This window comes from Bacillus sp. HMSC036E02 (assembly GCF_001836235.1).
GTDB lineage: Bacteria > Bacillota > Bacilli > Bacillales > Bacillaceae_G > Bacillus_A > Bacillus_A cereus.
The window spans coordinates 513,453-539,100 of record NZ_KV827816.1; the positions used below are offsets into that span (position 1 = coordinate 513,453).

Consider the following 25,648-nt stretch of genomic DNA (forward strand, 5'->3'; position numbering starts at 1 on the left):
GTCGCTTCATACACTTCTTCAATTAACTTGATATCGTAAATTGGCTGAGTTAAAAAATACTCCGCTCCAGCATCTATTTTTCGTTCCATTCGCTTAACCGCTGCTTTTAAGTGCCTCACGTGAGGATTAAATGCGCCGCCTACAGAAAACCTTGTCGCCGGTCCAATTGATTTCCCTAAAATTGAACGTCCATCGTTCATTTCTTTAATCATTTTAATAAGCTCAATAGAGGATAAATCATATACAGAAGTGGCACCGGGAAAATCACCAACGCGCGCTGGATCACCAGTTAAAGCTAACACTTCTTCCATCCCTAACGCCGATAAACCTAACAAATGAGATTGTAGTCCAATGACGTTATGATCTCTACACGTTAAATGCGTCAATACTGGGATATCATGCTTCGTTAATAACGCACCCATCGCCATATTAGAGACACGAGGCGATGCTAATGAATTATCTGCTAGAGTAATAGCATCTGCTCCCGCTCTTTTTAACGCTCTTGCTCCTTCAAAAAAACGCTGTGTATCTAACGTTTTCGGTGGATCTAATTCCACTACAACTGTCGTTTGTTTTTTTGCTTTCTCTGCTAGAGTGACGTGAGCCTTCGAACGTTTCTCATGCGTATGAACGACTTTTGGCCTTTGAATCGTTTCTTTTTCGATTACAGGGGTAATATTCGCAACAGCGCGCTTCATACTTTGAATATGTTCTGGAGTCGTACCACAACAGCCACCCAATAACCGAATACCTTGCTCAATAAATTTCGGTGTCATTGCTTCAAAATAAGCTGGACTTCCCTCATATACGTAACGTCCCTCTACATAATTCGGGAGACCTGCATTTGGGTATGCTGATAAATAGCCATTTTGCGGAATCGATATCATTTTGAAAGCTTCCGTCATATGAAGCGGCCCCAGTTGACAATTCAATCCAACAACATTTGCACCGTAATCTATAAACTGCTTTAATATTTCATTGACATCATTTCCATTTTGAGTCGTACCTGCTTCATGTAACGCTAATTGCGCAACAATCGGAATATTCGTTTGCTTACGCAACACTTTAACAGCATGAAGTAATTCAAATTCATCATAAAAAGTTTCTAATAGTAATCCATCAACCTGTTCTTCTAGTAAAGCCCCCGCCTGTTCAAGTAACATAAACTCCCTTTCCATATCAGTCGTTGTAACAGCTCCGATATGTTTCATACCACCAATTGTTCCTAAAATTGCATTTTTATCTGTCACAGATGCTTTCGCCAATTTCACTGCCGCTCTATTAATTTTTGTAACTTGATTTTCTAAACCATACATACGTAATTTCGCCTCATTTGCTCCATACGTATTCGTTTGAATTACATCTGCTCCAGCAGCTACATATTGTTTATGAATGGATATAATTAGATCTGGATCAGATACGTTCAATTCTTCAAAGCTACTTTGCAAACCATGTGAATGCAATAACGTTCCAACCGCACCATCACCTATTACAATTCCTTTTGATAATAAATCTAGTAATTTCACGAATCTCCCTCATTTCTATCAATATAAAAACCCCCTCTTCACTTTGAAGAGGGGGACATAATTGTTCCTCCTCTTATTATGCAAAACATTCGTTTTGCAGGTATTAGCACCGTTTCAAACATTTCGTTTGAAGGTTGCCGGGTTTCACAGGGCCTTTCCCTCCACCGCTCTCAATAAGAGTTGTCTTTATTATTTTATTTATGTAGCTAAAAGGAAATGCGTTCCCCTTTTAACAATGTTTGTTAATTTTTTAATAAATTTAGCATGCACAAAATTAAAAGTCAATGACACTTGCGGAAAAATAAAAATTATTTAAAATAAAGTTGCAATTCAATTATCTTTTATTGTAAAGTTAAAAACATAATAAAAATTTCATACGAACATTCTTATCTAGAGAGGTAGAGGGACTGGCCCTGTGACGCCTCAGCAACCATTAACATTTTGTTAATAAGGTGCTAATTCCAGCAAATTGTGAAAGATTTGACAGATGAGAAGAAGACTCTATTCAAACCGAAAGCCTTCTTCTTAGAAGGCTTTTTTTATTTTATATTCACTTAATGTTTCAATTTAAAAAGGAGGAATTTTCACATGTCAACAATCGAAACAAAACTAGCACAAATCGGAAATCGTAGTGAAACTACAACTGGAACGGTTAATCCACCAGTTTATTTCTCAACCGCTTATCGCCACGAAGGAATTGGTAAATCTACTGGCTTTGACTATTCACGAACTGGTAATCCAACTCGCTGTCTTTTAGAACAGGCGATCGCAGACTTAGAATATGGCGAACAAGGTTATGCCTGTAGTTCAGGGATGGCGGCTGTTCTCCTCGTCCTTTCTCTATTCCGCTCTGGAGACGAACTTATTGTATCTGAAGATTTATACGGGGGAACGTATCGATTATTTTCTGAGCATGAAAAAAAGTGGAATGTTCGATGTAGATACGTAAATACACAGTCTATTAAACAAATTGAGCAAGCTATCACAACTGAAACGAAGGCTATTTTCATAGAAACTCCAACTAATCCATTAATGCAAGTTACTGATATTGCTGCTGTCGCAACTGTAGCGAAAAGGCACGGACTACTTCTTATTGTAGACAACACATTCTACACACCTTATATACAGCAACCATTAACAGAAGGTGCTGACATTGTACTTCATAGCGCAACGAAATATTTAGGGGGACATAACGATGTACTAAGCGGGCTTGTCGTTGCAAAAGGAAAGGAACTTTGCGAGGAAATCGCTCATTATCATAATGCATCAGGTGCAGTTTTAAGCCCATTTGACTCATGGTTATTAATTCGCGGTATGAAAACGTTAGCGCTTCGCATGAGACAACATGAAGAAAATGCGAAAGCAGTTGTTGCGTATTTAAATGATGAAGACGGGGTGACAGATGTATTTTATCCAGGAAGAGGCGGCATGATTTCATTCCGCCTTAAAGATGAAGCTTGGATTAATCCATTCTTACAATCTTTATCCTTAATTACATTTGCCGAAAGTCTTGGTGGTGTAGAAAGTTTAATGACTTATCCAGCAACGCAAACACATGCTGATATTCCTGAAGAAATTAGAACAGCAAACGGCGTATGCAATTGTCTTCTTCGATTCTCAGTTGGCATTGAAAATAGTAACGATTTAATTCAAGACTTAAAGCAAGCCATTAAACTCGTAAAAGAAGGTGTAAGAATATGAGCTATTCTATAGATACACTCTTACTACACAACCAATATAAACATGACTCGCAAACAGGCGCTGTGAACGTTCCTATTTATAACACATCAACTTTTCACCAGTTTGATGTAGATACGTTCGGAAAATATGACTATAGCAGGTCAGGAAATCCAACTCGTGAAGCTCTTGAAGATATCATTGCTTTATTGGAAGGCGGAACAAAAGGATTCGCCTTTGCATCAGGCATTGCAGCGATTTCCACTGCATTCCTCCTTCTTTCACAAGGTGATCACGTACTCATTTCAGAAGATGTGTACGGAGGCACTTACCGAGTGATAACTGAGGTACTCTCCCGTTACGGTGTTTCACATACATTTGTTGATATGACCAATTTAGAAGAAATAAAACAAAACATGAAACCAAATACAAGGCTCTTTTATGTAGAAACACCTTCTAACCCACTTTTAAAAGTGACAGATATTCGCGAGGTTTCTAAACTCGCAAAATCTATTGGCGCTCTTACTTTTGTTGATAATACATTTTTGACACCACTATTCCAAAAACCACTTGAACTTGGAGCTGATGTCGTTCTTCATAGTGCTACAAAATTTATTGCTGGTCATAGTGATGTTACTGCCGGATTAGCAGTAGTAAAAGATGCAGAACTCGCTCAAAAGCTTGGATTTTTACAAAATGCATTCGGTGCTATTTTAGGACCTCAAGATTGTTCTCTCGTACTTCGCGGTCTAAAAACATTGCACGTACGCCTCGAGCATTCAGCTAAAAATGCCAATAAAATCGCACATTATTTACAAGAGCACGCTAAAGTACAAAATGTCTATTATCCGGGATTACAAACACATCTCGGATTTGATATTCAACAATCTCAAGCAACATCAGCTGGAGCGGTCTTATCGTTTACTTTGCAGTCAGAAGATGCACTCCGCCAATTTTTATCAAAAGTAAAATTACCTGTTTTTGCAGTTAGTTTAGGAGCTGTAGAGTCAATTCTTTCTTATCCAGCAAAAATGTCACATGCAGCACTGTCGCAAGAAGCTCGTGATGAAAGAGGAATCTCTAATTCATTACTTCGGTTATCAGTCGGTCTTGAAAATGTTAACGATTTAATATCCGATTTTGAAAATGCCCTTTCTTATGTAGAAGAACCTGTAAATGCATAGAGAAAAAGAAGATATGAGATTAGGTTTTCATATCTTCTTTTTCTGCGTTTTAGTTATATTCATTTGAATTTCTTCTTTTCTTATAGTCCATAAAAAAATAAAAGTATATCATCTATTTCTAAATAATGGATTAATTGATATATTAAGAAATAAAAAGGGGTGAAAATAATGGATATTTGTTCAGATATTTTAATCGTTATCGATTTACAAAATGGCGTATGTTATAGCGAGGAGCATTTATTTGATTTACAGAACTTACTAACAAAAGTAAATAAAAGAATTTATTCATACAGAAAATTAAATAAACCAATCCTTTTTGTTCAACATTGTGATGATGATTTAGTACCCGAGAAAGAACTTTGGGCTATTCATACCGATTTAGATGTTCAAGAACAAGATTTTTTTGTAAGAAAAACACATGCAAATTCATTTTATAAAACAAACTTAAAAGAAATTTTAGATCAATTATCTGTAAATTGCATTGAATTTTGTGGCGCCCAAACAGAGTACTGTATGGATGCTACGATTAAGTTTGCCCACGGACTAGGATACGAAAACTTTATGGTACAGAAAACAACCTCTACGTTGAATAATCCTTTTATGTCCGCAAAAGAGACAATTGATTTTTATGAGAACATATGGAATCACAGGTTTTTAACGTTGCTAAAAGATGAATTTTAGAATAAATGACTAATGACTTGATCATCCTAAGATTTATCAGCTGTAAGCAAATATTTCATTATCACCATAAAGAAGCGAATTACATTCAGCTTCTTTTCTTTTAACCTGTTTTATATTCTATATATATCATTATAATTCCTTTGTCATATTATTTTAAAAATTTCGTATATTCATTTGAAAGAATAAGAAAATCATGATAAAATTGTGTTACAAATATATCTATATCTTTCAATTTTTAAAACGCATCGAAATTTTCACCCAAAAATGTCATTTTACAAAAACATGCTAATTTACCTATTTTATTTACATCAGGGTCTCTTTTCTTACAATTTCTTTACTTTAGGACTTTTTTTCTGCAACAACTATTTTCTTTTCTTTAAATTTTTGGTATGTATAGTATGGTATAATAGCTCACACGGAGGTGGAAAAGAACATGTTAGAAACCTTTCAAAAAGAATTAGAACTATATGAAAGTAATGCAGAATTATTAAAAGTGCTAGCTCATCCTGTTCGTTTATGTATCGTAAAAGGATTAATCGAGCGCGGTCCAAGCAACGTTTCTACAATGTATACTGGCTTAAACATGCCACAATCTACAATTTCACAGCATTTAGCAAAATTAAAAAGCGCTAAAATCGTTTCTAGTGAAAGAAAAGGATTGGAAATTTATTACAAAGTAGAGAATGAAACAATCATTCAACTCGTTCGCGTATTATTAGGTTAGGGACTAATAATCGAAGAAAAAGAACGTATTCTATATTTTTCATCTCATATCTTTAATATAAATATATATCATGAGAGGAAATATATAATACTACATAAGTCGTATTAAAAAACAAGACACAGTATATACTGTGTCTTGTTTTTTATATTGTTACATATCGATCCAAATGTAAATGTTGCATATCTTTTGTATGTATAACAACATCAAATGCACTCCCTACTCCTCCATTCAAAATCATAGAACGAACGGCTCGATTTTGTTTTTGCGTTTCAGAAAAAGGATTCATATCTTGATGGCTCGTAAGCTGTTCTAATATCCCTGCAGCTAACAAGAACTCAGATTGTTTCTTATGCCATACTGCACTCATTCCTTGCATACTAAACATCTCCTTTAGCTCGTCCCAATGAATATGAGTAGTAAGATCCATTTCACCTGGATGCGCTAGTGGGTTACGTATTAGCTTATGCTGATAATACCCTCGCAAACTTCCTTCACGGTGTGCTGGATGCATCCATTCTTCTTTTGTGTATCCGTAATCAACTGTAATACATATACCTTTTTGAAACCATTTCGCAATTTCTTTTATATACTCCTCCATCACAATTGGTACTTCAAAACGTTGCCCTTCAGCAATATGAATATTATATTTCAATAAATAGCAACCAATTCTTTTATCTAACGGCCTACATACTTCTGAAAGGTTTCCTTCCTCTGTATATGTAATACGTACTTCATACAACATACCATTTCTTTTCTCAATTATTTCAACAGGAAATGCATCAAACAACTCATTCGAAAAAAGAATTCCCTCGAAAGAATCTCCCATTTCACTATAGGAGGTATAGTACGATACATTAGAAAATGAGCCAAGGTGCTCCTGCTGTAATTTTCTATGAAAAGGGCTCACTTCAATCATTGAATAGTTTAAATCAATAAAGGTTTTTGGAGATAATTGCTTCCATTCTTGTAAAACATCATAGGCAAACTTCCCTGTTCCTCCGCCAATTTCACAAATATTCGGAGCAACTTCACCATTTTCAACAAGACGAATAAAAAGTTTAGCAAAAGTTTTTGCAAACACAGAGGATACGTTGCTACTTGTAAAAAAATCCCCTTGTCTTCCAATCTTTTCACGTTCTTTCATATAATATCCATGACCTTCTGTATATAATACAAGGTTCATATACGTACTATATGAAATTGAATAATCCTTTTCTTTCCCCATCCATTCTCTTAAAATGAGCTCCATTCCCATAATGACTCCTTATTGTAAAAACGGATTATTTTCTTTTTCAAAGCCAATGCTTGTTTCTGGACCATGTCCACATAAAACCGCTGTTTCATCTGGTAATACAAATAATTTCTCTTCAATACTTCCAATTAATTCAGCGAAACTTCCACCAGGTAAATCTGTTCTTCCAATGCTCATTTGGAACAATACATCTCCTGAGAATACAGCATTCGCCTCTTTACTATAATAAGAAATACTTCCTGGAGAATGTCCTGGTGTCTCAAAAATTTCAAAATTAAATGATCCAATTGTTAATGTACCTTCTGCATCAATAATATGATCCGCTGGTTTTGCTGTAATACTGCGGTTCATCATAAAAATTTGAGAGCCGTTTACAGTTGCATCTCCTAACCAATCTGCTTCTTCTTTATGTACGTACACAGGAATATGAAAAGTGTCTCTTACCGCATCAACAGCACCGATATGATCAAAGTGAGCATGTGTTAATAAAACAGCTAATGGTTTTAATTGTTCTTCTTGTAAATATGTAACGAGCTTTTCACCTTCATGACCAGGGTCAAAGATAATGCACTCTTTTTGATCGTTCATTAAAATATAAGCATTTGTTTGTAATGGGCCTAACGGCATTTGTATCCATTTCATATGAAAATCTCCTCCAGTTATTAAACTTACTTTTAATGATACAACATTTCTTTCTCTGAGGAAAAGAAAGGATGCTATCTCGACAATCATTTTTAAAACATGTACAATATAAAAGAGTAAATATTCCAAAAACTCATAATAAGAAATGGGTAGACAGAGGAGGATATTGTATGGGCCTTGTTATTATTTTTACACTTGTCACTCTGTTAGCTGTATTTGCTACGCTTAGAACACTTCGTGAAAAAAACTTTTTCGCGAGCGGCTTTGCAATTGCAACTGTACTCGTTTTCGGATGGTTTACGATCATGACTGTTCTATATAACGGGTATCCACCAGCAGCTTAATTCGTTTACACTTTATTCTTCATCGAGATTTCACACAAAAAGAGGAAGGGTTCCCCCTTCCTCTTTTCATATTTCACAACTTATATCATCTTCGCTTCGTATTTGTGCTTTTTTACAAGCCAAGCTCCTCCGATAACACCTGCATCATTACCCAGTGTTGCAATAGCTAACTTCGTGCTCTTTACAGCACGTGAGAAAGCGTATTGCTCGAAATAGCGTTGAATTGGTTCTAATAGCGCATCTCCAGCTTTAGACACGCCTCCACCAATAACAATTTTCTCTGGGTTCAATGTACTAGAAAGGTTCGCTACAGCTAATCCTAAATAAGAGGCTACTTTTTCTACTACTTCACCTGCTAATTCATCACCTTGTCCAAGTGCTTCAAAGACATCTTTTGATGTAATACGTCCTTCTTCAGCTAACATAGAACGCAACATGCTCTCTTTATTAGTCTCTTGTATTTTTTGCATAGCAACACGTACAATACCTGTCGCAGATGCTACTGTTTCTAAGCAACCAGACTTCCCGCAATTACATGGGAAAGCATTTTCTGTAACGACTGTAATATGTCCAATCTCACCAGCAGCACCACTCACGCCGTGTACAATCTCACCATTGGCGATTACACCACCACCAACGCCCGTACCAAGTGTCATACAGATTAAATCTTTTGCACCTTCACCAGCACCTTTCCACATTTCACCAAGCGCTGCTAAGTTTGCATCATTATCAATAACAACAGGTAATCCTGTTTCTACTTCTAATAAATCTTTTAGCGGATAGTTTTTCCATCCTAAATTAACCGCTTCATAAATCATTCCAGACGCCACATGTACAGGACCAGGAGCTCCCATACCAATACCAATTAACTTGCTCTTCAATTCGCCTAATTCTTCTAGCTTTTTATCAATTGCTTTCGCAACATCAAGTGTAATATGTTTTCCTTGCTCACCTGTATTCGTAGGGATTTCCCACTTATGTAAAATTTCACCGTATACATTAATAAATGCTAATTTAATCGTTGTACCACCAAGGTCAACACCAACTAACCATTTCTCTTCCATGTTGCTTACCTACCTTTATCTAATTCTTATTTAGCTCTTTTTGAATTTCTTGCTTCAATAAAAATAAAGCTGTTTGATAGTCTTGTGGATCGATTAGCTGTGATTGATTTAATTCACGCAATTCATCTTGCATTAATTGTAAATCAGCAATTCGATCTCCCGTATAAATAATCGTACCAAATTTCTTTAGCAATTGCTGAATATCATAAATAGATACCATTTCATCACCCTCTATGCTCACTTACTATAAAAAATTATAATAAGAAAACGTTCACATATTTTATTATAATCAAGAAGAAAAAGTCTCGTCAATTTTTATTTGTCTATACAAGCTTATTTGTAAGCATTGTTCCTTTTTCTGTAATAATTTTTTCTATATTTTTATCAAATGGCTCTACCGGAATGTGTTTTACCATTTGAAAATCATACGCTAATGATAGCGTTTTCCCTTTATAATGCACGAGATAACGATCATAATAGCCACCGCCGTACCCAATTCGCTCTCCTCGTTCTGTATAAGCTACGCCTGGGACAATTTGAAGATCAATTTCATCCATATTCACTTCTTCCGTAAGCCCGGGAATCGGTTCACGTAAATTCATATACACCGTTTCTAATTGATTAAAATTATTAATTTGTCGGAAAGACATCGTTCTTGTTCCTTTATTACACTTAGGAACTACAACTTTCTTTCCTTCTTCCCAAGCTTTTTCGATAATAGGATATGTATTCACTTCATTTTCCATTGAAAGAGTAATTCCAATTGTTTTAGCTTCAACCCACTCTTTTTCCGCATACAACGAAAATGCAATCTGTTCTGATAAAGTTGTATACTGTTCTTCTGATAAAGAATTCATGTGTTCTATTATTTGTTTACGCAAACGTACTTTCTCTGCTTTCACACACTCTCCCCCTTACAGTGACACTTTACTCTATGCTGATAGTGTATCACTTTTAACATAGGAATCGAATAAAAAAAAGAAACAGTAGGAAAATATTCCTACTGCTTACTTTGTTTCACGGTGTAACGTAGACTTCTTGTCACGCTTGCAATACTTTTTAAGCTCGATACGCTCAGCGTTGTTACGTTTATTTTTCTTTGAGATATAGTTACGATCTCCGCATTCTGTACATGCTAGAGTAATATTCACACGCATTCTTATTTCCCTCCAGTACTAATAACTTAAATCAGACTATACTATAATACCACTTTTAAAATAAAAATTCTACACCTTTTGATATTGTCTAATTTTTTCTATAAGATTTTTCATGTTTTCCCTTGCTATTACTGGGTTTCTAGCATGTGAATACACCAAAAATTTTGGTTGTTTTGTGTCAGAAACGATATAAGACCACTCTTTTTCAGTATATTTGAACTGTACTCCTTCAAATATACCTTCTCCCTTCCTTTCTATATCATCCAATAATTTCCTCATAATTTCCCCTTTTTCATTCCATGAACATACCACTTCATCATAAAGTAAATAGAGCGGAGGTGATTGCTCCACTATGCTGAGAAACGTTTTTCCTTGCAATGCTATTAGCTCAAATAATTTTCCAATCCGATATAAAATATCTCGCTTCCACCTTACTTGAAACGCCTTTCTTTCATCCTGCGTATAAAATAGAAGATAACATTCCCCTAACTTCAAAGACATTGGGTAAATATTTCCTGTCGATTCGAGTAAGAAATCTGGAATATCTACCTCTTCCAAATCTGTACCTTGGTAAATATTACTATGTTTATCGTATAACTCGAAATGATTTCCTTGCTCAGAAAATATAAGAGCCATATTCGCTTTACTTGATTTCATCAAAGCTTTCACATGATCTTTTTGTTCGCTTGCATAAATCCATGTAACTGTACAACCAAGTCTTTGCAGAAAGAGCATAAGTAAATGTTGCAACGTATCATTTCTCTTATTAATAAGAAGATGAAACTTCTGCATCTGTATTTTCTCGATATCAATATGCTCCAATATAACTTCTATATACTCATTCATAGAAACATGAACCAGCTTATTACACCCCATTTCTTTCTCCATCACGTAATAAAACAATTCGGACATATATACTTGTTCTATCTCTTTTTGCTGCTTATACGTTAACGGCATGCCAGCTTGACCGTATAACTTTATAACAATCTCATTCTCATTCTCCACTTGAATGAAAACACCACCTGCACATTGCAAATGATGAACACTATATTGAAAAAGTGACTCGTTCATTTCTTTACATTCCATCGTATGAATCCCTATACCATGAATAGCATGTAAAAATAAATTTTTATAAGAGGTTGTTTCTATATTTTCTTGACTTCCAATTAATATACTTTCTCCTTTTTTAAAAAGAGAACCATACGCCATCGCAATCTTCACGATAAACTGGGGAGTAATTTCAACATTCCCTCTTCCTACAATGCGGCTTTTTTGTAACCACCCTGCACTCATTTCACTCTCTTGAATACCAGCCGCTCCTACTATCGAATGACTATCAATCGCCTTATAAGGCCATACTTTTCCTTTTTGCTTAATTACCGTACTTCTCCCGATATGACAGTGATCCGCTACAACGCTTTTTTGAAACAGTGTAACATCATCTTCAACTATTGTACGCTCTCCTATTGTCGTTTCTAATAGTTCACAATACTTCCCAATGTGGGCATTCGCAAAAACAATACTTTTTTGAAGATGAGAATAACTTGAAACGATACTATTTTTCCCAATAATAGAATATGGCTCAATTACAGCTCCTGTACCAATCTTTACTCCTTCTCCAATAAAAGAGGGGCCATGAATTTTCGTCCCTTTACCAATCGTCACCCCTTCTCCCATCCATACCATCGGTAATACTTCCGTATAAGGAATAGGTACTTGTAACTTTTTCGTTAACAAATCAAATTGTGCTTGTCGATATTGATTAAATGTGCCGATATCTAACCAATAACCTTCTGACAAATATGCGAATAATACATTTTTGTTTGCCAATAACGGAAACACATCATGACTGAAATCACAAAATTGTCTAGGCGGTATGTAAGAAAAGATTTCTGGCTCCATAATATATATGCCTGTATTCACAACATTAGATACTACCTCATTCCAGCCCGGCTTTTCTATATATCGTGTAACCTCCTGGTCTTTATTTATTACAACCAATCCAAATGAGAGCGGATTTTCTACTTCTTTCACAAACATTGTTACCATTCTTTTCTTTTGTTCATGAAACCTAATTCCTTCTGATAATTGAAAGTCAGTTAATGCATCCCCGCTTATCACAACAAATGTTTCATCTAAAAATTGTTCTGCTTGTTTAATACTCCCTGCTGTGCCAAGCGGAGGAGAGTCTTCAAAATAATACAAGTTAACTCCCCATTTACTACCGTCACCAAAATATTGCTTAATGGTCGTACTCATATATTGAACAGTAATTGCAATTTCACGAATACCATGCTGGCGTAATAACTCAATATTATATTCTAAAACTGGTTTTTCTAATAATGGTAACATCGGCTTTGGAGTATTACATGTTAATGGTCTAAGGCGTCTTCCTTTTCCTCCAGCTAAAATAACCCCCTTCATATACTTCAGCCTCCACTTATATAATGTTCAGTAACTTCATATACCATATGTATATTCCCTATCCCACATGAACTAGCAGCATAAACTTGATTAGTTAAACAAATCCTCATTTAGAAGACCATATAATTAAATTTCTCACCTATAAAAACGTACATTTCAAACAACAAGAAAGCGCTTACTATTAATTGTTAAATAATACTTATTAACGACCAACATATATACTAATTTTCCCATTACATTATGATACATCTTATCATCATAAACTAAAGGAAACAACGAGCTTTTTTTGTCATGTTTTGACTAAAAAAAGTAGGTGATTTCCCATCACCTACTTTAATTCCTACTCATTCAATAAATAATGCTTTCCTTTTACTAAATAAAAGACATTTTCAGCAATATTTGTAATATGATCTGCTACACGCTCAATATATCTCGCGACAAATGATAATTGTGTAATTTGCGTAATTGCTTCTGGTTGTTCTGGAACCGAAGATATAAACTCACGAATTGCTTTTCCATATATTTCATCAACGGAATCATCCATTTCAGCAATTTGTTTCGCAAAAGTTAAATTTTCTTGTTCATATGCTTCTAACGCTAAATGCAACATCTCATTTGCAACCGCAAACATTTCATCCAGGTTGTGCAAACTAACAGCCACTTCTTTTTCCCCAAGACGAATTGTAGCCTTTGCAATATTAACAGCATGATCTGCAATACGCTCTAAATCTGTCGCTGTTTTAATTGAAATAAAAATCCTTCTTAAGTCACTTGCTACAGGTTGCTGCTTCGTAATGAGCATAAGCGCAAGATCGTTTATTTCCTCTTCTAAATTATCCATGCGGTAATCACCATCAATGACCTCTAACGCTTTCTCTACGTCCCTTGTATGCAGACCTTCCATAGCAATCAATAAAGCCGCATTTGCTAATTCTCCAAGCTCGATCACCTTTTGCTGTAACGCTTTTAAATCACCTTGAAACTGTTCTCTTACCATTTTTCTTCCCCCTCAATATTATGTGCCATTATATAAAAGTGAAACTTTAATCAACCCTCATCAATCGGGATTTGATAGGCAGCAAGATCCCCTCCCTAACTTCTTTGCTTTCGCTAAATTTTAAGGTGGGGGTCTTACTGCCCGCAAATAGCGGGGTAAATCTCCTACATAGCCTCTTGCGCTTGTAATAAACCTTAAGATAAGGAGAAGTATTAGTTCTCTATTAACAGTAAGATAAAATAAGAAATGCCCTCTGTTAAGAGGGCATTTGCTCTTAGCTTTGAAACGATATCAACCAAAGCGACCTGTAATATAATCTTCTGTACGCTTATCTGAAGGAGTCGTAAATAATTTGTTTGTATCTGTATACTCCACAACTTCCCCGCTTAAGAAGAAAGCTGTTTTGTCTGAAATACGCGCTGCTTGTTGCATATTATGCGTTACGATAACAATACTAAAATCTTTCTTTAGCTCTTGAATTAATTCTTCTACTTTTAATGTTGAAATTGGGTCTAATGCCGATGTTGGCTCATCCATTAAAATAACGTCTGGCTCAATAGCTAAGCAGCGTGCGATGCATAGACGCTGTTGCTGTCCACCAGATAAACCGTATGCATTATCGTGCAAACGATCTTTTAACTCATCCCAAATCGCTGCTCCACGTAAACTTTTTTCAACAATTTCATCTAATGTCTTTTTGTCACGAATACCATGGATTTTTGGACCGTATGCTACATTCTCATAAATAGATTTTGGAAATGGATTTGGCTTTTGGAACACCATTCCTACATGCGTTCTTAATTCTTCAACTGGATATGATTTATCAAATATATTGCGTTCTCTATATTCAATTACACCTGTAGTTCGAACAATCGGTACTAATTCTACCATGCGATTTAATGTTTTTAAGTAAGTTGATTTACCACAGCCACTTGGACCGATAATGGCTGTAACTTCATTCTCATGAATACTTAAATTAATATCTTTTAAAGCATGGTCTTCCCCATACCATAAATTTAAGTTTTTCGTATCAAATACTACCTTCTTTGGCGCAGTCTCGATTTTCTCTTCGTTTTTCACCTGTACATTTACTACTGTTGCTACCATTTGAATTCCCCTTTCATCCACTTCCAACTTATTTTCGATTTCGTAACCATAAAACAAATATATTAATAAATAGCAACAAACCTAACAAAACAATCATCCCAGCTGCTGCTACATACTGAAATTCTTCTTGTGGCCTACTCATCCAATTAAAAATTTGAATTGGTAGAACTGTAAATCTATCAAACATACTAAATGGAACATAATTTGCAAACGCAAGTGCCCCAATAACTAATAGTGGTGCAGCTTCTCCAATTGCTCTTGATATCGCTAACGTACAGCCCGTTATAATCCCTGGGAAAGCATATGGCAATACAATTTGATACATCGTTTGCCACTTCGTAGCACCTAATCCGTAAGAACCCTCTAATAATACACTTGGTACTGATCGAATTGCTTCTTGACTCGCCACAACAACTGTTGGTAAAACGAGTAGACTCATCGTCAGTGCTGCTGCAACTATACTCTCTCCTAAATGAAGAGCATATACAAAAATAGTTAAACCAAGCAATCCAAATACAACGGATGGTACTCCTGCTAACGTTTGATTATTAATCTCTATTATTTTTTTAAATAGAGATTCCTTCGCATATTGCTCTAAATAAAGTGCTGTTCCAACTCCAAATATAAAAGAAACAGGTATAACAATACTCATAAATAATATTGTCCCTGACAAAGCTGCAGCAATACCAGCTTCTTTCGGATTACGTGAAGCGAAATTTGTAAAGAAATTTATTGAAAGATAACTTATACCTTTTTCAACAATTTGAAACAGTAACAAAAACAAAATTACCATTGAAAATAAAATTGCTATATAAAATAACAATTTGTAAATTCGATCTTTTAAAAAGCGTGATGCCATGTTTTTTTGTATTTTTTTATGATTCAACATTCGCATATTATGTCATCCTCCTAAAACGGCGCATAATAGACTGCGAAATGATGTTCATAATAAAGGTAAACAAAAATAACGTTGCACCTACAGCATACATGCTGTAATACGTAATCGTTCCATGCGGAGCATCACCTAAACTTACTTGCACAATATAGGCTGTTAACGTTTGAATAGAATGTGTCGGATCAAGCGATACATTCGGTGTGGATCCTGCTGCAATTACAACAATCATCGTTTCACCAATTGCACGAGAAGCCGCTAATATAATTGCTGCCATAATCCCTGTAAAAGCGGACGGAAACACCACTTGTTTTACCATTTCAAACCGCGTCGCTCCGAGTGCTAATGAAGCTTCTTTCGTCCCTTTCGCCACAGCTCTCATCGCGTCTTCAGATAGAGATGCAACTGTAGGCATCATCATAAATCCGATAACGATTCCTGGACTAATCGCATTAAAAAACTGCAAATCTGGTATAAGCCTTTGTAAAAGCGGCGTAACAATTGTTAATGCAAAAAAACCATATACAATTGTCGGGATACCTGCTAATAGCTCTAACATCGGCTTTAATATTTTCCGTGCACTATTTGAAGCATATTCGCTTAAAAATACGGCACACGCTAAACCGATAGGAATTGCTACAAACATAGCAATTGCAGTTATAAGGAACGTTCCACATATGAGTGGTAATATACCGAATTTAGGGTCTTCAAAAAATGGTAACCATTCTTTCTCCGTCAAAAAGGAGTATAATGATATTTTTTGAAAAAACATGATTGTTTCATTAGAGAGCGTAAAAACAATTCCAAGTGTCGTCACAATAGAAACGCTAGCAATTATTTTTAGTAATAAAGGCACTATTCGATTGATTCGCTGCGTTTTTTTTCTTTGTTTTGTATTTCTTTCAATCAAATGTTGTACAGAAAATGTAATTTGACTTTTGTCATTATGAGCCAAAGATGAAAACCCCTTTCCACCCTGACATTACCTTTTTATTTCTGTTAACATACGCAGCTGTTCATTGTATTTTTCTTTTCGTAATTTTACATACCCGACCTCTTCAGCGAGGTTACCGACATGCTGAATCATAAACTCAACATAGTTTGCTACATTCATTTTATTTCGGATAGATGCATTATTCACATAAGCAAGTAGCGGCCTAGATAACGGCTTATACTTACCTGATTGAATGGTCTCTTTCGTCGGAAATACACCATTTACTTTTATTGCTTTCACCTTATCTCGATTAGCCATATAATAAGCATATCCTACAAAAGCAATGGCATGTTTATCATTCATTACCCCTTGCATAATAACTTGATCATCTTCAGACAAAGAGACTTTTTTTACAATGCGATGATTTTGTAAGATGACATTTTGAAAATAATCATACGTACCAGAGTCTACGCCTGGTGCATAAAACTTCACTTGTTCACGTGGCCATGTTGAATGAATTTGTGACCATCGCTTCTCTCTTCCATCTTCACTCCAAAGTAGTCGTAACTCGTCTACTGACATATCGTCTACCCATGTATTATGGCGATTCACAACAATCGTAAGACCGTCGTTAGCAACCTCAAAAGGTGTGAACTGAATAGAGTTTTTCTTCATTTCATTTTTCTCGACTTGTTTCATTACTCTCGAAGCATTATTTATATCTACTTCTCCTTTACTGAAACGATTAAATCCTCCCCCAGTTCCAGAAATACTGATGGAAATTTTCACGTCTGGATGCACCTTTGTATATTCCTCCGCTACTGCTTCTATAATAGGAAAAACCGTTGAGGATCCATCAACTCTCACTTCTCCCTTATCATTTAAAGCAAATGCAGTAGACATTTCAAAACAGAGGAACCATATTGATAATACGAAAATCTTAATCGGTGTACGCATCCATTTCACGTGTTCTTCCTCCTAGAAGTAACCGGAAATAACAGGATTACAGATATAAGAATACTGCTAAACTATTAATTCGGTTTTAATTGTTTGTAAAAGTTTTGTAAAGTTCCACAAAAATCAACATACGATACAATTTTAATTCAGTAGTAGCTATTCATTTCCTCTGATGATTTCCCTATAAAATATTTATCCCCTATCCCACCATATACAAGTATCATTTATAGGGCCGCGTTTTTTAAATGTTGTATACTTGTCCACATTTATTACACGATATGCATAAACCATAAAAAAAAGCACACTATCTTTTCATATAGTGTGCTTTTTTACAACTTTTTTATTCATCATCTTGATCTTTGTTTTTATTGTCTTTATCATCTTTTGGAGCTTCACCATTTACTTCTTTGTTTTTCAAATCAAAGTAAGCGTCCATAATTTCACGACCAATATATCCATTAATACCAGTCTTATCATCATGTACCCATGGAACGACAACAGAGAATGCTACTTCTGGATCTTCAAGTGGCGCATAACCTACTAATGTTAAGTTATATGTTTCCACACGTTCACCTTTTGCATTTCTACCAATCTCTTTATCTCCACCATACACAGTTTGAGCTGTACCAGTTTTCCCAGCAGCTTTATATTTTGCACCTGTAAAGTACTTTGTAGCTGTACCACCTGAATCATTATACACTTGTCTAAATCCTTCTTGAACACGTTTAATTTGCGATTCTGGCATATCAATACGATTTAATACTTTCGGTTCCATAGATTGAACAACTTTCCCAACTTCATCTGGTTTCACTGCCGGTTGACGAATTTCTTTTACAACTTGTGGTTGCATACGATATCCACCATTGGCAATCGTCGAAATATATTGCGCTAATTGAAGCGGTGTATACGTATCATACTGTCCAATTGATAAATCTAGTAAGAAACCTGGTTGACTACTCTTACCCATCTGACCAGCAGATTCATTCGGTAAATCAATTCCTGTTTTTACACCAAGTCCAAACTGTCCGAAATAATAACGCATCGTATCAAATGCTTTTTGAGGTATATCTAACGTACCACCTCTCACATATGGAACACCGGCGATATTCATCGCTGTTTTAAACATATAAACGTTAGAAGACATTTTTAAAGCTGTAAGGTCATTAATGTATCCCATCGTTTTCCAAGACGACTTCGTAGGTGTACCTTTTAATTTAATTGGTTCATCCAATTGTACTGCCCCTGGTTGAATCGCACCAGTTTGATATCCAGTAAGTACTGTTGCACCTTTTACAGTTGACCCCATCGGATAAGAACTTGTCATGGTACCTAATGCAAAGTCATTTACTTTCGTTTGACCATCTTCGTTAACTAATTGTTTCCCCGCCATAGATAAAACTTCACCATTTTTTGGGTTCATCATTACAACAAATGCGCGATCTAAAAGAGGTTCACTTCCTTTAAACCTCATTAAATTCTTCGCAAGAATATCTTCCACGCGCTTTTGTAATTCCATATCAATTGTTAAGTTCAGGTCATTACCACTTTGTCCTTTTGATACATTAATCGTTTCTAAAATATTACCGTTTTTATCTGTAACATTTCTAACTTCTGCTTTCGTACCATGCAGGCTATCTTCATACTGTTGTTCAAGATAACTTTTTCCTACTCGGTCATTTCGATTGTAATCACGAACAAGATAGTAATCTAGTCTTTCTCTCGGTAAGCCTTCATCAGATGTCGACACCCCACCAAGTACACTTCGGAATAAATCATCGTACGTATATTTTCGCTCCCAATCAACATTCGTATCTACACCTGGTAATGCTGCTAGGTTTTCACTAATAATCGAATATTCCTTTTCTGTAGCATCCTTTTTAATAACTTGAGGTGTCATTGCATATCCGCCGTCCATCTTACTCTTAATCGCTAGTATTTCTAGATCTTTGGCGGATAATTGATTAATCTCTTCTTCTGTTACACGACTTCGCTGACGCTCGTCTAATTCTTTATCATCAATTTTTTTATCTTTAAACTCTTGACGATCTTTATTCGTAATTTTTTCTTTAGCTTCCTCTTTATGCATAGCAAGCCAATAATCTTTTTTATCGCGATCTGTTAATTTATCTGTCGGTACTTCAATCAAATCTGCTAGCTTTTTCGCTGTTTCTAAGCGATCCTCTGCAGTTGATCCTTTCATTTTTGTAAATGTAATAGTACGAATGGCTGCATTATCTACTACAGGTCGCCCATAACGGTCAAATATTTTCCCACGCGGTACAGGATTACTTATCGTTGAGTTTTCTTTCTTCTCCACTTCATTCTTATATTCTTCACCGCGAACAATTTGTACATATCCGAGCCTTACAATAACCGCGGAGAACATTAAAAACACGCAGAAAAACAACACGTTTAATCGAAAAGGAACGTGGGTCTTTTTCTTATTTTGCTTCTGCTTCTTGCTCATACAAACCCCCTCTACCAACAGCTATGTAATGTGAAAGGGACACCTTCATACAGGTGTCCTCACTGCTGTCTTACATCTTTTTCTATTCTAGCATAAAACAAACGAGAAGTTAACCTTCTGGTTCAGTTTGGTTTTGCGCGTTCCCTTGCGTTACAACACTTGTTTTACTCGCATTTCCCTCATCATATTTGACATTTTTAACTGCAAAATAAATAAGAAAATGTCCAGCACCTAAAATACATAATAAGTAAGGTAAACTTTTTTCAGGTGGAAAGAATAGTACAGCACATAAAAAACTTAAAATGGAACAGATTCTTCCGGCGTTTAACCATAACTCCCGAACAACGACATATTCCACACGCCATTCTCTCGCATTTTTTGCTCTACCAATTACGTCATATGTCATTGATCCGTACGGAACAAGTAAAATAGGGTATGCAATCGCAATACATGCTGCATAAATAAGTAATTTCGTGTATGTAACATTGAAAATAACTAAAAAGACGACAGCATATAAAATAATGCCTCCAAGTAAAATTGCTTTTTTTCGCCACTCTTTCTTTAACATACGAGCAACTAAGTAATAACATACAAAGGATACAGCAGAGTTCACTAAACTGTATTTCCCTAATGCGAACTCACTATTAGTTGCTAAATAAACATATACTGAAATGACAAAAATAAACGTTCCTTCTCTCAATCCTTGGAAAAAATGAGCTCGTGTAATCTTTCCCCAATTTTTATCAATCCGTCGTTCTTTCAATACTTGCACGATTTCATAACGCCCTTCACATTCTCTTTTAGATAAAAAGAAGCTTAAGACGATAGCAATTGCAAATAGAACTAATGAAAGAAAGAATATAACAGTATAACCACTCCATTTCTCCATACGTGAAATTGTGTATCCTGCTGCTATTGGTCCGATCATCCCAGAGAAGGATGTAAGAAGTCCAAGAAACCCATTAAAGAAATCTCTTGTTTCTGGTTCTGTAATTTCAAATGTCAATAAGTTAAAAGCCAACCAGTAAAAACCGTATCCTACTCCTAAAAGAGCCCCCATTAATAAAATATACTGAGAAGCACTTTTTCCTGCTACTAAGACAACGATAAAAAAAATTGCGAGCGTTCCTACCCCTATTCGTAATAAAATCGAGCGATCGATACGTTTCGCTAATTTCCCCCCTACAAGAAATGTGAGAGGCTGTAATACCACGCTTGCTAAATTATACAAGCCAAGATTCACATAATTTTGTGTTTGTTTCCATAAATAAATATTTACAAACGTATTCGATAAAGAAATTGCGAGCGTGTATAAACCTCCTATAAGGAGCAATAACACTAAATCCCGATTCACTTCAACGTCACCAATTATATGTTTCCATTTCATACACAACTCTCCTTTACTTCATGTTCTAGTCTTCCAAAGACAAGCCCAATTATGTAAAAGGAAAGCATAGAAAAAAGCTAGGGGCTCCCCCCTAGCTTTTTCTATATTTATTACAATTATTTTGCTTCTTGGTAACGTTTTTCAGCAGCGTTCCAATCTACAACGTTCCAGAATGCACCGATGTAGTCTGGACGACGGTTTTGGTAGTTTAAGTAGTAAGCATGCTCCCAAACATCTAAACCGATAACTGGCGTTTTACCTTCAGTTAAAGGAGAATCTTGGTTTGGAGTGCTTGTTACTTCTAACTCACCATTGTTTACTACTAACCAAGCCCAACCAGAACCGAAGCGAGTTGCGCCAGCTTTTGCGAATTCTTCTTTGAATGCATCGAAGCTACCGAATTTTGCTTCAATTGCAGTTGCAAGTTCACCTACAGGTTGTCCTCCGCCATTTGGAGATAGGATTGTCCAGAAGAATGTATGGTTAGCATGTCCGCCACCATTGTTACGTACTGCTGTACGGATTCCTTCTGGTACTTCGTTTAAGTTTGCAACTAATTCTTCTACGCTTTTGTCAGCTAATTCTGCATGACCTTCTAAAGCAGCGTTTAAGTTTGTAATGTACGTGTTGTGATGTTTTGTATGATGGATGTTCATTGTTTCTTTGTCAAAGTGAGGCTCTAAAGCATCATACGCATAAGGTAAATTTGGTAATTCGTGTTTTGCCATTGTTATATTCCTCCCAGTTTATGTATTGCCACTTAAGTGACATACAACTTCATTCTACCCTAATTGCCATAGGGTGCAAACAAATAAATCACATTGTCTTGCTATCATTAAAGTAGCAAAATTCCCACTTCTTTTCAATTAAAATGCTCATATATTCCGTAAAAAAAGCTTCCTTCTACAAGGAAGCTTCCTGCTAACATAATAAACATGTGAAATGGATATGGACCCTGTAGGACTCGAACCTACGACCGGACGGTTATGAGCCGTCTGCTCTAACCAGCTGAGCTAAGGGTCCACAATTATGTATGTAACAACATATCAAATAAAGGAATTCCTATCGGATATGCTCTTTAAGAAATGTAAGATAAATTTACCATATAGAAAAGAAAAGTGTCAATTGTATTTTTCTTATTTAAAAGAAGAAAGTTAATAAAAGAAATTTAGTTATCTCCACTATATGTAAATATAATATATCTTGAGATTCTCTAGATTACTACGTTACAATGATTTTATACATACATAAAGGAAGTGAATCTATGTCCATATTTACCCAATTCGTAAAAAGCATATACTCGCCTAAAGATATGGCGCTATTCCGTTTTCAAAAAATCGGTAAAACCATTTTGTATATTATGCTACTTTGCTTAATTACTACTATTCCAAGAACTTTTTTGTACGGTAGTTTTATCCAAGATGGTGTAAGCATGGTAAATCAAGTCATCGATAAAGATTTACCTGATTTTAAAATTGAAAATGGCGAACTAAAAGCCGATATTGATCAACCTATTGAAAAAGAAGAAGGAAATGCACTTTTCGTATTTGATCCAAATTCAACAGACCTAGAAAAATATCAAAATAAAACAGGTTTATTTGTTTTAAAAGATAAAGTAGTCTCTATGGGAAATGGTCAAATACAAACGTATTCTTATAACGATTTGTTAGGTGCATCTCTTGAGAAAAAAGATCTACAAGAATTTATTTCTTTATTCGATAATATTTATCCAATTTTATTATTTGTTATTGGATTCTTAGTGTACCTATTCCAATTATTCATCACTTTTGTAGGTGTGACTTTACTTGCGTTCATCGGTTCTGCTATGAGCGGTCAACGTAAACTATCCTATAAACAAGTTTGGACACTAACTGCATACAGCTACACAATCCCAACAATCTTCTTTATGATTATGGATGCATGTAAGATTGTCGTACCTGGATCAACATTCATCTATATCGCAGTTGTTTTAATTGTTCTGTACTTAACGATTAAAGAAGTTCCAAAACCGAAAGAAAAATAAGAACGAAAAAAAATGCCTAAATAGGCATTTTTTTTTTGGACAAGCATATATTCCTAGCAAAGGAGTGAAGAATATGAAGAGATTAGGTATATTCCTATTCGTGCTTGTTCTCGGTTATATATTTTATTACGATATAAAAATCGGTACTTTACCGATGTTAAGTTCATATAAAAAAACAACTGCTGCTCAAACGATTAAAAAAGAAAACACAGACAGTCAGCAGAATAAAGAGAACAAAACAGAAAAAGAAACGGATGTATCTTATAAAACAATTGAAGTAAAAACTGGTGAGACAGTTCTTTCTATTACAGAACAAATTAACAAGAAAAAAATTCCTTCCATAGAAAAAGTCATTGACGACTTTAAACAATTAAACAAAAGTACATCTGCTACAAAAATACAAATTGGAAAGTCTTATAAATTCCCCTTATATCAATAAGCTATCACTTAATCCTTGTCAATTACATAAAGGCGCTGATACAATAGTAAAAGTGAAACCGAGTACTTCGGTTTCTATAGCCCTATATCACGTATACTATCATTGATATGAGGGACTAAATAAGAAACTTCTTTTATAAGGAGAGCGATCTATTCGTGAATGAAATGACTCATCGTACAAAAACACGTCCAGTTAAAGTCGGTAATTTAACAATCGGCGGTAATAATGAATTAATTATACAAAGTATGACAACAACAAAAACACATGATGTTGAAGCAACAGTTGCTGAAATTAAGCGTTTAGAAGAAGCCGGCTGTCAAGTCGTCCGCGTTGCCGTTCCAGATGAACGCGCAGCAGATGCTATTGCTGATATAAAAAAACAAATCAACATTCCACTTGTTGCTGATATTCATTTTGATTATCGCCTTGCTTTAAAAGCAATTGAAGGTGGCATTGATAAAGTACGTATCAATCCAGGTAACATTGGTCGTCGCCATAAAGTAGAAGCTGTTGTAAATGCAGCAAAAGAGCGCGGTATTCCAATCCGTATTGGTGTAAACGCTGGTTCATTAGAGCGTCACATTTTAGAAAAGTACGGGTACCCAACTGCAGATGGTATGGTTGAGAGTGCGCTACATCATATTAAAATTTTAGAGGACTTAGATTTCCACGATATTATCGTATCTATGAAAGCCTCTGATGTTAACTTAGCAATTGAAGCATACGAGAAAGCTGCTCGTGCTTTTGATTATCCATTACATTTAGGTATTACAGAGTCCGGAACATTGTTTGCCGGAACTGTAAAAAGTGCTGCTGGTCTTGGAGCAATCTTAAATAAAGGCATCGGAAATACACTACGTATTTCATTAAGTGCTGATCCAGTTGAAGAAGTAAAAGTTGCTCGTGAACTATTAAAATCATTCGGTCTTGCGTCTAACGCAGCAACACTTATCTCTTGTCCAACTTGTGGTCGTATTGAAATTGATTTAATTAGCATCGCTAACGAAGTGGAAGAATACATCTCTACACTTCAAGTACCAATTAAAGTTGCAGTACTTGGTTGCGCTGTAAATGGTCCTGGTGAAGCTCGTGAAGCTGATATCGGTATTGCCGGTGCACGTGGAGAGGGATTATTATTCCGTAAAGGGCAAGTCGTTCGTAAAGTACCAGAAGAAACAATGGTAGAAGAACTGAAAAAAGAGATCGACGTAATTGCTGCTGAAATGGCTGCTGAGCGAGAAAAAGAAAAAGAGACACAAGAACAATAAAAAGAAGGTTGCCACAACATTTGTGAGCAACCTTCTTTTCTACGTAAAAAAGCTCGTCAGTTATATAACCGACGAGCTTTTACTTTGCACATTTTGGACAACGACCATATATTTCAAACTTATGCCCCGTTACTTCATAACCGGTAAAATCTTTATTCATAAAATCCATTGGGCAGGAAGTAATCTCTTTCGTTCCCCCACAATCCAAACAAATAAAATGATGATGATGTTCCATAATAGAACAAGTAAAACGAAAATGTTTTTCACCATTTAATTCCGTTTGTTCTAAAACACCAATCTCAGCAAAAACTGTTAAGTTACGATAAATCGTATCAAAACTAAGCCCCGGATAATCGTCCTTCATATGCTCTAAAACGTCTTTCGCAGTTAAATAACGATTATGTGCTGCAAATAATCTGAGCATCTCTTCTCTTTTTCCAGTATGTTTGTATCCTTTTTCTTTCATTAGGCGTAAAGCTTCTGTTAGATTCATACCTATCCC

General features: G+C 35.5%; 25 protein-coding genes, 1 tRNA gene and 2 riboswitches. Of the genes, 8 read left to right on the forward strand and 18 right to left on the reverse strand.

The genetic code is table 11. From position 1 onward, the window contains the following. Positions 1-1,526, reverse strand: a 1,526-nt coding sequence (locus HMPREF2590_RS07125; protein WP_070861381.1) for a bifunctional homocysteine S-methyltransferase/methylenetetrahydrofolate reductase, incomplete at its 3' end; no start/stop codon positions are given. A gap of 70 nt (positions 1,527-1,596) precedes the next feature. Beyond that, positions 1,597-1,706: riboswitch (SAM riboswitch) on the reverse strand. A 203-nt stretch (positions 1,707-1,909) separates the two neighbouring features. Beyond that, positions 1,910-2,020: riboswitch (SAM riboswitch) on the forward strand. A gap of 94 nt (positions 2,021-2,114) precedes the next feature. Between HMPREF2590_RS07125 and metI the strand changes: the two genes are divergently transcribed. The 4 genes from metI (at position 2,115) to HMPREF2590_RS07145 (ending at position 5,792) form a co-directional block, all read left to right on the forward strand. Next, complete coding sequence (gene metI, locus HMPREF2590_RS07130; protein ID WP_000103872.1) at positions 2,115-3,227, forward strand: cystathionine gamma-synthase/O-acetylhomoserine thiolyase; 1,113 nt, start codon at positions 2,115-2,117, stop codon at positions 3,225-3,227. Further along, a complete protein-coding gene (gene metC / locus HMPREF2590_RS07135; RefSeq protein WP_000122304.1) occupies positions 3,224-4,387 on the forward strand; it encodes a cystathionine beta-lyase in 1,164 nt (387 codons plus the stop codon). The genes metI and metC overlap by 4 nt, the downstream gene beginning before the upstream one ends. Before the next feature lie 168 nt (positions 4,388-4,555). After that, complete coding sequence (locus HMPREF2590_RS07140) at positions 4,556-5,068, forward strand: cysteine hydrolase family protein (protein ID WP_000350341.1); 513 nt, start codon at positions 4,556-4,558, stop codon at positions 5,066-5,068. Between the two features lie 433 nt (positions 5,069-5,501). Continuing rightward, positions 5,502-5,792, forward strand: a complete 291-nt coding sequence (locus HMPREF2590_RS07145; protein ID WP_000894377.1) for an ArsR/SmtB family transcription factor — start codon at positions 5,502-5,504, stop codon at positions 5,790-5,792. Positions 5,793-5,934: 142 nt separating this feature from the next. On the opposite strand, the gene HMPREF2590_RS07150 is transcribed toward HMPREF2590_RS07145, so the two are convergent. Both HMPREF2590_RS07150 and HMPREF2590_RS07155 read right to left on the reverse strand, forming a co-directional pair. Beyond that, positions 5,935-7,047, reverse strand: coding sequence for a class I SAM-dependent methyltransferase (locus HMPREF2590_RS07150; RefSeq protein ID WP_000525137.1), 1,113 nt, complete (start codon positions 7,045-7,047; stop codon positions 5,935-5,937). A 9-nt stretch (positions 7,048-7,056) separates the two neighbouring features. Then, entirely contained in the window at positions 7,057-7,686 is a 630-nt protein-coding gene (locus tag HMPREF2590_RS07155; RefSeq protein WP_000871233.1) for an MBL fold metallo-hydrolase, read from the reverse strand. 170 nt (positions 7,687-7,856) lie between these two features. On the opposite strand from HMPREF2590_RS07155, the gene HMPREF2590_RS07160 reads away from it, so the two are divergent. Next, positions 7,857-8,030 carry a DUF2759 domain-containing protein gene (locus HMPREF2590_RS07160; protein ID WP_000524852.1) on the forward strand — a complete coding sequence of 58 codons (174 nt, stop codon included), beginning with the start codon at positions 7,857-7,859 and terminating at the stop codon, positions 8,028-8,030. Between the two features lie 80 nt (positions 8,031-8,110). Here the strand turns inward: HMPREF2590_RS07160 and glcK are convergent, their stop codons facing one another. The 14 genes from glcK to HMPREF2590_RS07230 all read right to left on the reverse strand — a co-directional run bounded on the left by glcK (position 8,111) and on the right by HMPREF2590_RS07230 (position 22,439). Beyond that, positions 8,111-9,094 (reverse strand): glucokinase, encoded by a 984-nt coding sequence (gene glcK, locus HMPREF2590_RS07165; protein ID WP_000391701.1) that lies wholly within the window; start codon positions 9,092-9,094, stop codon positions 8,111-8,113. A 19-nt stretch (positions 9,095-9,113) separates the two neighbouring features. Further along, positions 9,114-9,314: a YqgQ family protein gene (locus HMPREF2590_RS07170; RefSeq protein WP_000253699.1), complete on the reverse strand. Its 201-nt coding sequence runs from the start codon at positions 9,312-9,314 to the stop codon at positions 9,114-9,116. A 103-nt stretch (positions 9,315-9,417) separates the two neighbouring features. Beyond that, positions 9,418-9,996, reverse strand: a complete 579-nt coding sequence (locus HMPREF2590_RS07175; RefSeq protein ID WP_000642747.1) for a 5-formyltetrahydrofolate cyclo-ligase — start codon at positions 9,994-9,996, stop codon at positions 9,418-9,420. Positions 9,997-10,101: 105 nt separating this feature from the next. After that, positions 10,102-10,251: a 50S ribosomal protein L33 gene (gene rpmG, locus HMPREF2590_RS07180; protein WP_001265616.1), complete on the reverse strand. Its 150-nt coding sequence runs from the start codon at positions 10,249-10,251 to the stop codon at positions 10,102-10,104. A gap of 69 nt (positions 10,252-10,320) precedes the next feature. Further along, positions 10,321-12,675 (reverse strand): sugar phosphate nucleotidyltransferase, encoded by a 2,355-nt coding sequence (locus HMPREF2590_RS07185; protein WP_000679332.1) that lies wholly within the window; start codon positions 12,673-12,675, stop codon positions 10,321-10,323. Between the two features lie 340 nt (positions 12,676-13,015). Further along, entirely contained in the window at positions 13,016-13,672 is a 657-nt protein-coding gene (gene phoU, locus HMPREF2590_RS07190; protein WP_000251240.1) for a phosphate signaling complex protein PhoU, read from the reverse strand. Positions 13,673-13,963: 291 nt separating this feature from the next. Then, positions 13,964-14,779: a phosphate ABC transporter ATP-binding protein gene (gene pstB / locus HMPREF2590_RS07195; protein ID WP_000226681.1), complete on the reverse strand. Its 816-nt coding sequence runs from the start codon at positions 14,777-14,779 to the stop codon at positions 13,964-13,966. Between the two features lie 28 nt (positions 14,780-14,807). Continuing rightward, positions 14,808-15,674 carry a phosphate ABC transporter permease PstA gene (gene pstA / locus HMPREF2590_RS07200; RefSeq protein WP_001242564.1) on the reverse strand — a complete coding sequence of 289 codons (867 nt, stop codon included), beginning with the start codon at positions 15,672-15,674 and terminating at the stop codon, positions 14,808-14,810. 1 nt (position 15,675) lies between these two features. Further along, positions 15,676-16,626: a phosphate ABC transporter permease subunit PstC gene (pstC, locus tag HMPREF2590_RS07205; RefSeq protein WP_000940912.1), complete on the reverse strand. Its 951-nt coding sequence runs from the start codon at positions 16,624-16,626 to the stop codon at positions 15,676-15,678. A 27-nt stretch (positions 16,627-16,653) separates the two neighbouring features. Beyond that, a complete protein-coding gene (locus HMPREF2590_RS07210) occupies positions 16,654-17,571 on the reverse strand; it encodes a PstS family phosphate ABC transporter substrate-binding protein (protein WP_000871817.1) in 918 nt (305 codons plus the stop codon). Positions 17,572-17,902: 331 nt separating this feature from the next. Continuing rightward, positions 17,903-20,029: a peptidoglycan D,D-transpeptidase FtsI family protein gene (locus HMPREF2590_RS07215; protein ID WP_000038982.1), complete on the reverse strand. Its 2,127-nt coding sequence runs from the start codon at positions 20,027-20,029 to the stop codon at positions 17,903-17,905. Between the two features lie 109 nt (positions 20,030-20,138). Next, entirely contained in the window at positions 20,139-21,416 is a 1,278-nt protein-coding gene (locus HMPREF2590_RS07220) for an MFS transporter (protein WP_000871383.1), read from the reverse strand. 116 nt (positions 21,417-21,532) lie between these two features. Further along, positions 21,533-22,144 (reverse strand): superoxide dismutase [Mn], encoded by a 612-nt coding sequence (gene sodA / locus HMPREF2590_RS07225; protein WP_001052035.1) that lies wholly within the window; start codon positions 22,142-22,144, stop codon positions 21,533-21,535. 221 nt (positions 22,145-22,365) lie between these two features. Beyond that, positions 22,366-22,439, reverse strand: a tRNA-Ile gene (locus HMPREF2590_RS07230). A gap of 241 nt (positions 22,440-22,680) precedes the next feature. On the opposite strand from HMPREF2590_RS07230, the gene yqgB reads away from it, so the two are divergent. The 3 genes from yqgB to ispG all read left to right on the forward strand — a co-directional run bounded on the left by yqgB (position 22,681) and on the right by ispG (position 25,146). Then, the gene (gene yqgB / locus HMPREF2590_RS07235) at positions 22,681-23,439 is read left to right on the forward strand and encodes a protein YqgB (RefSeq protein ID WP_000021899.1); all 759 of its coding nucleotides are present in this window, start codon (positions 22,681-22,683) and stop codon (positions 23,437-23,439) included. Positions 23,440-23,512: 73 nt separating this feature from the next. Continuing rightward, positions 23,513-23,878, forward strand: coding sequence for a protein YqfZ (yqfZ, locus tag HMPREF2590_RS07240; RefSeq protein WP_000825416.1), 366 nt, complete (start codon positions 23,513-23,515; stop codon positions 23,876-23,878). 164 nt (positions 23,879-24,042) lie between these two features. Further along, the gene (gene ispG, locus HMPREF2590_RS07245; RefSeq protein ID WP_153577907.1) at positions 24,043-25,146 is read left to right on the forward strand and encodes a flavodoxin-dependent (E)-4-hydroxy-3-methylbut-2-enyl-diphosphate synthase; all 1,104 of its coding nucleotides are present in this window, start codon (positions 24,043-24,045) and stop codon (positions 25,144-25,146) included. A gap of 79 nt (positions 25,147-25,225) precedes the next feature. Here the strand turns inward: ispG and HMPREF2590_RS07250 are convergent, their stop codons facing one another. After that, positions 25,226-25,639 carry a Fur family transcriptional regulator gene (locus HMPREF2590_RS07250; protein WP_001054516.1) on the reverse strand — a complete coding sequence of 138 codons (414 nt, stop codon included), beginning with the start codon at positions 25,637-25,639 and terminating at the stop codon, positions 25,226-25,228. Positions 25,640-25,648 lie beyond the last annotated feature (9 nt).

Excerpts from the sequence above, each read along its gene's own strand:
- metC (WP_000122304.1), top strand. The coding sequence starts at position 3,224 with ATGAGCTATTCTATAGATACACTCTTACTACACAACCAATATAAACAT.
- yqgB (WP_000021899.1), top strand. The coding sequence starts at position 22,681 with ATGTCCATATTTACCCAATTCGTAAAAAGCATATACTCGCCTAAAGAT.
- pstB (WP_000226681.1), bottom strand. The coding sequence starts at position 14,779 with ATGGTAGCAACAGTAGTAAATGTACAGGTGAAAAACGAAGAGAAAATC.
- glcK (WP_000391701.1), bottom strand. The coding sequence starts at position 9,094 with ATGGAAGAGAAATGGTTAGTTGGTGTTGACCTTGGTGGTACAACGATT.
- HMPREF2590_RS07145 (WP_000894377.1), top strand. The coding sequence starts at position 5,502 with ATGTTAGAAACCTTTCAAAAAGAATTAGAACTATATGAAAGTAATGCA.
- HMPREF2590_RS07215 (WP_000038982.1), bottom strand. The coding sequence starts at position 20,029 with ATGAGCAAGAAGCAGAAGCAAAATAAGAAAAAGACCCACGTTCCTTTT.
- sodA (WP_001052035.1), bottom strand. The coding sequence starts at position 22,144 with ATGGCAAAACACGAATTACCAAATTTACCTTATGCGTATGATGCTTTA.
- pstA (WP_001242564.1), bottom strand. The coding sequence starts at position 15,674 with ATGCGAATGTTGAATCATAAAAAAATACAAAAAAACATGGCATCACGC.
- yqfZ (WP_000825416.1), top strand. The coding sequence starts at position 23,513 with ATGAAGAGATTAGGTATATTCCTATTCGTGCTTGTTCTCGGTTATATA.
- HMPREF2590_RS07160 (WP_000524852.1), top strand. The coding sequence starts at position 7,857 with ATGGGCCTTGTTATTATTTTTACACTTGTCACTCTGTTAGCTGTATTT.
- ispG (WP_153577907.1), top strand. The coding sequence starts at position 24,043 with ATGACTCATCGTACAAAAACACGTCCAGTTAAAGTCGGTAATTTAACA.
- metI (WP_000103872.1), top strand. The coding sequence starts at position 2,115 with ATGTCAACAATCGAAACAAAACTAGCACAAATCGGAAATCGTAGTGAA.
- HMPREF2590_RS07220 (WP_000871383.1), bottom strand. The coding sequence starts at position 21,416 with ATGAAATGGAAACATATAATTGGTGACGTTGAAGTGAATCGGGATTTA.
- HMPREF2590_RS07150 (WP_000525137.1), bottom strand. The coding sequence starts at position 7,047 with ATGGGAATGGAGCTCATTTTAAGAGAATGGATGGGGAAAGAAAAGGAT.
- HMPREF2590_RS07250 (WP_001054516.1), bottom strand. The coding sequence starts at position 25,639 with ATGAATCTAACAGAAGCTTTACGCCTAATGAAAGAAAAAGGATACAAA.
- HMPREF2590_RS07170 (WP_000253699.1), bottom strand. The coding sequence starts at position 9,314 with ATGGTATCTATTTATGATATTCAGCAATTGCTAAAGAAATTTGGTACG.
- HMPREF2590_RS07155 (WP_000871233.1), bottom strand. The coding sequence starts at position 7,686 with ATGAAATGGATACAAATGCCGTTAGGCCCATTACAAACAAATGCTTAT.
- HMPREF2590_RS07185 (WP_000679332.1), bottom strand. The coding sequence starts at position 12,675 with ATGAAGGGGGTTATTTTAGCTGGAGGAAAAGGAAGACGCCTTAGACCA.
- phoU (WP_000251240.1), bottom strand. The coding sequence starts at position 13,672 with ATGGTAAGAGAACAGTTTCAAGGTGATTTAAAAGCGTTACAGCAAAAG.
- HMPREF2590_RS07140 (WP_000350341.1), top strand. The coding sequence starts at position 4,556 with ATGGATATTTGTTCAGATATTTTAATCGTTATCGATTTACAAAATGGC.
- rpmG (WP_001265616.1), bottom strand. The coding sequence starts at position 10,251 with ATGCGTGTGAATATTACTCTAGCATGTACAGAATGCGGAGATCGTAAC.